Source organism: Methylibium sp. T29 (assembly GCF_000576205.1).
GTDB classification, from domain to species: domain Bacteria; phylum Pseudomonadota; class Gammaproteobacteria; order Burkholderiales; family Burkholderiaceae_C; genus Methylibium; species Methylibium petroleiphilum.
The window spans coordinates 1-6,849 of sequence record NZ_AZND01000184.1 but is presented as its reverse complement, the minus strand read 5'-3'; the positions used below and the strand labels follow the sequence as shown (position 1 = coordinate 6,849).

Below are 6,849 nucleotides of genomic sequence, written 5' to 3'. Positions count from 1 at the left end.
GTCGCCGCGTGCCGCGTGGGGGACAACGATAGGAGGTCGCCGGCAGCCGGCTGCGTTAGGCTGTGCCAGCGGCCGGGCCCTCGCGGGCCGGGCCGGTGGCCGGACGCAGGCCGTCCTGCCGATCCACTCCTTGCTGCGCCCTTCCTGAACATGATCCGCGTGATGCTGGTCGACGACCATGCGCTGGTGCGCATGGGCTTTCGCATGCTGCTGGCCAATGCCGACATCGAGGTGGTGGCCGAGGCCGAGACCGGCGAGGAAGCCTGCCAGGCGGTGCCCAAGGCGCGACCCGACGTGGTGGTGATGGATCTGTCGATGCCCGGCATGGGCGGGCTGGAAGCAGTGCGGCGGCTGCTGGCCCAGGACCCGAAGCTCAGGCTGCTGGTGCTGTCGGCCCACGAGGACACCGCACACCCGCAGCGCGTGCTGCGCGCCGGCGCGCTGGGCTACCTGGCCAAGCGCAGCGCGCCTGAGGCGCTGATCGCTGCGGTGACGGCCGTCGCGCGTGGCGAGCGCTACGTGGACGCCCAGACCGCGCAGCGTCTGGCGGTGGCGCAGATCGACGGCGAGACCAGCCCGGCCGACATGCTGAGCGAGCGCGAGTTCTCGGTCTTCATCCAGCTCGCGCGCGGCATGACGGTGGCGCAGATTGCCGAGACGCTGAAGCTCTCGCCCAGCACCGTGGGCACGCACCTGTACCACATCAAGCAGAAGCTCAACGCCAGCAACCAGAGCGAGATCACGCTGGTGGCGCTGCGCTGGGGCCTGATCCAGGCTTGATGCCGGCCTGAAGCGGCGGCGCGGGGTCGCTACTTCTGCAGCAGCCGGGCCCGCTCGTCCGGGCCGACCCAGCGCCACTGGCCGACCGGGAGGTCGTCCAGGGCCAGCGCGCCGATGCGGCTGCGGTGCAGCGCCTCGCAGCGGTTGCCCACCGCCGCCAGCATGCGCTTGACCTGGTGGTACTTGCCTTCGGTCAGCGTGAGGCGCAGCGTGAGCTCGCCGGTGCGTTCGGCCGCGGCCGCGCGCACCGGCTGGGGATCGTCGTCGAGCACCACGCCCTCGGTCAGGCGGGCGATCTGCTCGTCGGCCAGCGCATGCTTGGCCGTGATCTCGTAGACCTTGGGCACGTGGTGCTTGGGGGATGTGAGCCGGTGGATGAGCGTGCCGTCGTCGGTGAGCAGCAGTGCACCGGTGGTGTCCTCGTCGAGCCGTCCGACCGGCTGCAGACCGCGCACACGCAGCGGCGTCGGCAGCAGCGAGAGCACGCCGGGTGGTGGCGCGGCTTCTGCGAGCACTCGTAGTGGGTGGGCTTGTGCAGCAGCACCAGCGCCTTGTCGTGGAAGGGCCAGGCCCGGCCCTGCACGCTGAACACCAGGCCCTCGGTGGGCAGCTCCTCGTCGGGGTCGTCGACCACACGGCCGGCCACCTCGACGGCGCCTGCGTGGATGAGCCCGGCGCAATCGCGCCGCGTGCCGAAACCCTGGGAGAACAACACCTGCGAAATGCGCATCCGGCAGTGTAGCGAGCGGCTCCACACGCTCACCGAGGCCGTGCAGCGCCGCAGCGGCCGGCTGCGGTGTTGCCCCGCACCCTGCACAGGCCGGGGCCTGCGGGCTATCCTGGGCCGAGCGTCCTCGAGCGGACGACGTGTGCCCAGGAGCTTTGCCATGCATGCAGCAGCCCAGTGCTTGAGGTCCCTCTTTGCCGCGGCCGTGGTGCTGACCGCGATGGCCGTGCAGGCAGCGTCGGTCGCGCCGGTCGCGGCCGAGAACGGCATGGTCGTCACCGCGCACCGGCTGGCGACGCAGGTCGGGGTCGACGTGCTGCGGCGCGGCGGCAATGCGGTCGATGCCGCGGTGGCGGTCGGCTACGCGCTGGCGGTGGTCTACCCGGCGGCCGGCAACCTGGGCGGCGGCGGCTTCATGACGCTGCAGTTCGCCGACGGCCGCAAGACCTTTCTCGACTTCCGCGAGAAGGCGCCGCTCGCGGCCACGGCCGACATGTACCTCGGCGCCGATGGTCAGCCGGTCAAGGGTCTCAGCACGCGCGGCCATCTGGCCGTCGGCGTGCCCGGCACGGTGTCCGGGCTCGAGTTCGCGCGTGCGAAGTACGGCACGATGCAACGTGCGGCCCTCGTGGCACCCGCGCTGCGGCTGGCGCGTCGTGGCTTCGTGCTGGAGCCGGGCGACATCGCCATGCTCGCCACCGCGACCGACGACTTCCGCAAGGACCCGGCCTCGGCCGCGATCTTCCTGCGCGAGGGCGCGCCGTGGTCTGCCGGCCAGCGGCTGGTGCAGAAGGACCTGGCGCGTACGCTGCAGCGCATCGCCCGCCACGGCAGCCGCGGCTTCTACCAGAGCCCGGTGGGTGCGGCGCTGGTGGCGTCGAGTCGGGCCGGTGGCGGCCTGATCACGCAGGCCGATCTGGACCAGTACGCGACCCGCGAGCTCGCGCCGGTGGAGTGCGACTACCGCGGCTACCGGATCGTCTCGGCGCCGCCCCCGAGCGCCGGCGGCGTGATCCTGTGCGAGCTCCTCAACATCCTGGAGGGTTATCCGCTGCAGGAGCTGGGCTATGGTGCGGCGCAGGGCGTGCACTACCAGATCGAGGCGATGCGCCATGCCTACGTCGACCGCAACAGCTACCTGGCGACCCCGACTTCGTGCACAACCCGCTGGAGCGCCTGCTCGACAAGGATTACGCCGCGCGCATCCGGGCCGCCATCGACCCGGCGCGGGCCGGCGTGTCGCAGGACCTGCGACCCGGCGTCGCGCCGCACGAGGGCAGCAACACCACCCACTACTCCATCATCGACCGCGAGGGCAATGCGGCCTCGGTGACCTACACGCTCAACGACTGGTTCGGAGCCCGCGTCGCCGCGGCCGGCACCGGCGTGCTGCTGAACAACGAGATGGACGACTTCACCATCAAGCTCGGCGCCGCGAACCTGTACGGCCTGGTGCAGGGCGAGTCGAACCGGATCGCGCCCGGCAAGCGTCCGCTCAGCTCGATGAGCCCGACCATCGTGTCGCGCGACGGCCAGCCGGTGCTGGTGCTGGGCACGCCCGGCGGCAGCCGCATCATCACCGTGACGGCGCTGGTGCTGCTGAACCTGATCGACTACGGCATGACGGTGCAGGAGGCGGTCGATGCCCCGCGCTTCCACCAGCAGTGGCAGCCGGAGGCGACGAACCTCGAGCCGTTCGCGCTGAGCCCCGACACGCGGCAGATCCTGCTCGGCATGGGGCACCGATTCGGCGCCCCGCAACCGGCCAACCATGTGGCAGCCATCCTGGTCGGCGCGCCCTCGCTGGGCGGCAAGCCGGTCGGCAGCAACCGCTACTACGGCGCCAACGACCCGCGGCGCAACACCGGTCTGGCGGCCGGCTACTGAGCAAACCCGGGGCCGGTCTGCGCCCAGCCCGCCCCCCGCGGGGGTCAAGGAAACTTGGGGCGGCCCGACGTTTCCTTGAGAACAGCCACGCCGCGCATCGCCGGTGCGCGATCAGTAGCGCCGCTGCAGCAGCAGCGTGTCGTTCTCGCGCTTCATCTGGAAGCGCGTCAGGAAGCTGTTGCCGAGCAGGATGAAGGGCATCGGCTGGGGCTGCACCACCGCCGCCACGTTGTGCACCTCGACGTCACCGACCCGCACCGTGTTCAGCGAGATGCGGTAGCCCACGGTGTTGCCGTTGGCGGTGCGCAGGCCGATGCGCTCGCCGTTCTTGTAGGCCAGGCCCAGGCGCTCGGCCTCGTCCTGCCCCATCGAGACCATGGTCGCGCCGGTGTCCACCAGGAACAGCACGCCACGGCCGTTGATCTGGCCCTGGGCCTGGAAGTGGCCGTTGGCGTCGCTGCTGAGGGTGATCTGGGTGCCGCTGCCGGCGCTGGCCGCGCCGCCCAGGTTCACCGCCGCTTCGCCGAGGCGCAGCGTCTGCCGCCGGCCGTCGATCTCGACCACCGCCTGCGCCTCGTTCACGCTGAGCAACTTGACGCCCTGCACGGTGCTGCCCACCGCCACCGCGCGCGGCGCATCGCCGTCGATCACCAGCAGCGCGCGGCTGCCCATGCTGCCGCTCAAGGCCACGCGACGTGAGGGCTGCTGCGCCGCAGCCCCGGCCGCGGCGAGGATCAGCACGGCCGACAGCAGTGCGGCGCGCATCCCGCGGCCGGCTCAGTCGCGGAAGTTGTTGAACGACAGCGGCACGTCGGCCACGTCCTTGCGGATCAGCGCCATCGCCGCCTGCAGGTCGTCGCGCTTGGCGCCGGTGACGCGCACCGCGTCGCCCTGGATCGCGGCCTGCACCTTCATCTTGCTGGCCTTGATCAGTTGCTGGATCTTCTTCGCCGTCTCGCTGTCGATGCCTTCCTTGACCTTGAGCACCTGCTTGACCTTGTCTCCGCCGATCTTCTCGATCTTGGCGCTGCTGTCGAGGAAGCGCGCGTCGACGCCGCGCTTGGTGAGCTTGAGCGTGAGGATATCCATCACCTGCGAGAGCTGGAAGTCGCTGTCGGCGTAGAGCGTGATGTCCTTGTCCTTGAGCTCCACGCGCGCCGACGAGCCCTTGAAATCGAAGCGCGTGCCGATCTCCTTGCTGCTCTGGTCGACCGCGTTGCGCACCTCGACGAGGTTGGGTTCGAGCACGGTATCGAAGCTGGGCATGATGAAGGGCTTCCTGAGACGGAGATCAGCGAAAATTCTGCCATGCCGGACCTGCCCGCCGTCGAAACCAATGTCAGCCTGAGGCCGTACAACAGCTTCGGCCTGCCCGCGCTGGCCCAGCGGCTGGTGCGCGTGCACGCACCCGAGGACGTGCAGCGCCTGCTGGCCGACCCCGATCTGGCCGCGATGCCGAAATTCGTGCTGGGCGGCGGCAGCAACATCGTGCTCACCCGCGACCTGCGTGCGCTGGTGCTCAAGGTCGAGATCCCCGGACGGCGGGTGCTGGAACGCCGGGACGATGCGGTCATCGTCGAGGCGGGCGCCGGCGAGAACTGGCACGCGTTCGTCGCCTGGACACTGGAGCAGGGCCTGCCCGGGCTGGAGAACCTGGCGCTGATCCCTGGCAGCGTCGGCGCCGCACCGGTGCAGAACATCGGCGCCTACGGCGTGGAGTTGAAGGACCGCTTCGACTCGCTCGACGCCATCGACCTGCAGACCGGCGCCGCGCTCACGCTGGACGCCGCAGCCTGCCGCTTCGGCTACCGCGACAGCGTGTTCAAGCAGGCGCTCGCCGGCCGCTGCCTGATCACCCGCGTGCGGCTGCGCCTGCCACAGCCGCCGACCGCGGTGCTGGGCTACCTGGACCTGGAGCGCAGGATGGCCGACACCGGCATCAGCCACCCGACGCCGCGCCAGGTGTACGACTGGGTCTGCGAGATCCGCCGCGCCAAGCTGCCCGACCCGGCGGTGATCGGCAACGCCGGCAGCTTCTTCAAGAACCCGGTGGTCACACCGGAGCAGTGCCGCGACATCATCGCGCGCGACCCGGCCATCGTGCATTACCCCATGGCCGACGGCAGTTTCAAGCTCGCGGCAGGATGGCTGATCGACGCCTGCGGCTGGAAGGGCAAGTCGATCGGCCAGGCCGGCGTCTACGAGAAGCAGGCGCTGGTGCTGGTGAACCGCGGACAGGCCATCGGCGGCGAGATCGTGACGCTGGCGCAGGCCATCCAGGAGAGTGTCTACGGCCGCTTCGGCATCCGGCTCGAACCGGAGCCGGTGGTGGTGTAGCCGCTGGGCAAGGGTCCGGCCATCGAGGAGACGGCGATGACGCAATGGCGCAGCAAGGGGGCCGACGAGGTCTACGCTCCCGAGGAGATCGAGGCCCGGCTGAAGGCCGAACTGCCACACTGGACCTACGAGGATGGCTGGATCCGGCGCAAGTACAGGACCAGCGGCTGGAAGGCCACGCTGATGGTCGTCAACACCGTCGGGCATCTCGCCGAGGCAGCCTGGCACCACCCGGACCTGGCGGTCAGCTACGCCTTCGTGGTGGTGAAGCTGGTCAACCATGCCGCCAAGGGCGTGACCGAGAAGGACTTCGCGCTGGCGAAGAAGATCGAGGAGGTGGTCCAGTGGCAGCCGGCGAAGGAGGCTGGCGCGGTGCTCGAGGGCACGCCCAACGACGACGCCCGCTTCAAGTACCTGAAGTACGACGACCCGGCGTGAGCGGCCGCTGCCGCGCGAGCGCGGGCCTGGCAAGCCACTCGAATGCGGGAGGCCGCGCCATGCAAGTTCATGCGCGCAGGCCGCGGGCTTGGGCACACTCGCTCGGCGTCGCCTCGAGGAGTGCCCTTCCATGTCCGTCCGTGTTCCCGCCCTCGCCCTGTCGCTCGCCGCCGTGCTGGCGGGCTGTGCCTCGTCTCGTCTTGCCGAACCGGGCGGGCCCGCTGCGGCGCAAGGCAATGCCACGGTGAGCCGGATCACCTACTTCGCGGCCTGGGTCGAACCGGTGGCCGCCGCCGTTCCGCCGCCCGTCCGGCGAAGCCGGCCCCGGCCGCCAAGGCGAAGCCGCCGGCGAGCGGCAAGCGCGACAAGCGCACGCCGGCGGCCCGATCCGACGTGCCTGCCGCGCCGGCGGTTGCGGTCGACGCCAGTCCCAAGGCGCCGCTGCAACCGCGCTACGAATACACCGTCGAACTCGACGGCGGCGGGACCCAGACCGTGGTGGGGCAACGCGACCTCGGCCTCCGCGTGAACGACCGCGTGCTGGTGCAGGACGGTGGCCTGACGGTGCTGTCGAACTGAGCCGGCGCTGCGCCGGCTTCTGCGCTCAGGGGCGGCGGCCCGCGGGCTCCCGACGCGCCTGGACGAGCCGCCAGGCCAGCGGCAGCCGTTCCTGAGCCGCG

General features: G+C 70.8%; 6 protein-coding genes and 2 pseudogenes. 5 read left to right on the top strand and 3 right to left on the bottom strand.

Annotated features, from left to right (window positions below):
* Positions 1-150: 150 nt before the first annotated feature.
* A complete protein-coding gene (locus x551_RS16735; RefSeq protein WP_036230085.1) occupies positions 151-780 on the top strand; it encodes a response regulator transcription factor in 630 nt (209 codons plus the stop codon).
* A gap of 29 nt (positions 781-809) precedes the next feature.
* Here the strand turns inward: x551_RS16735 and x551_RS16730 are convergent.
* A pseudogene (locus x551_RS16730) lies at positions 810-1,510 on the bottom strand (16S rRNA pseudouridine(516) synthase).
* A 217-nt stretch (positions 1,511-1,727) separates the two neighbouring features.
* On the opposite strand from x551_RS16730, the pseudogene ggt reads away from it, so the two are divergent.
* Positions 1,728-3,394: pseudogene (gene ggt, locus x551_RS16725) on the top strand (gamma-glutamyltransferase).
* A 111-nt stretch (positions 3,395-3,505) separates the two neighbouring features.
* Here the strand turns inward: ggt and x551_RS16720 are convergent.
* Positions 3,506-4,159, bottom strand: coding sequence for a retropepsin-like aspartic protease (locus x551_RS16720; RefSeq protein WP_036230046.1), 654 nt, complete (start codon positions 4,157-4,159; stop codon positions 3,506-3,508).
* A 12-nt stretch (positions 4,160-4,171) separates the two neighbouring features.
* Positions 4,172-4,660, bottom strand: a complete 489-nt coding sequence (locus tag x551_RS16715) for a YajQ family cyclic di-GMP-binding protein (protein ID WP_036230043.1) — start codon at positions 4,658-4,660, stop codon at positions 4,172-4,174.
* A 42-nt stretch (positions 4,661-4,702) separates the two neighbouring features.
* Between x551_RS16715 and murB the strand changes: the two genes are divergently transcribed.
* The 3 genes from murB (at position 4,703) to x551_RS16700 (ending at position 6,748) form a co-directional block, all read left to right on the top strand.
* Positions 4,703-5,731, top strand: coding sequence for a UDP-N-acetylmuramate dehydrogenase (gene murB, locus x551_RS16710; RefSeq protein WP_036230041.1), 1,029 nt, complete (start codon positions 4,703-4,705; stop codon positions 5,729-5,731).
* A 36-nt stretch (positions 5,732-5,767) separates the two neighbouring features.
* On the top strand, positions 5,768-6,169 hold the full coding sequence (locus tag x551_RS16705; protein WP_036230038.1) for a 4a-hydroxytetrahydrobiopterin dehydratase: 402 nt from the start codon (positions 5,768-5,770) through the stop codon (positions 6,167-6,169).
* Positions 6,170-6,562: 393 nt separating this feature from the next.
* Positions 6,563-6,748, top strand: coding sequence for a hypothetical protein (locus x551_RS16700; RefSeq protein ID WP_036249642.1), 186 nt, complete (start codon positions 6,563-6,565; stop codon positions 6,746-6,748).
* The last annotated feature ends 101 nt before the right edge of the window (positions 6,749-6,849 follow it).

Bases quoted from the DNA above. Each gene is read 5' to 3' on its own strand.
- x551_RS16715 (WP_036230043.1), bottom strand. From the start codon at position 4,660: ATGCCCAGCTTCGATACCGTGCTCGAACCCAACCTCGTCGAGGTGCGC.
- x551_RS16705 (WP_036230038.1), top strand. From the start codon at position 5,768: ATGACGCAATGGCGCAGCAAGGGGGCCGACGAGGTCTACGCTCCCGAG.
- x551_RS16735 (WP_036230085.1), top strand. From the start codon at position 151: ATGATCCGCGTGATGCTGGTCGACGACCATGCGCTGGTGCGCATGGGC.
- x551_RS16720 (WP_036230046.1), bottom strand. From the start codon at position 4,159: ATGCGCGCCGCACTGCTGTCGGCCGTGCTGATCCTCGCCGCGGCCGGG.
- murB (WP_036230041.1), top strand. From the start codon at position 4,703: ATGCCGGACCTGCCCGCCGTCGAAACCAATGTCAGCCTGAGGCCGTAC.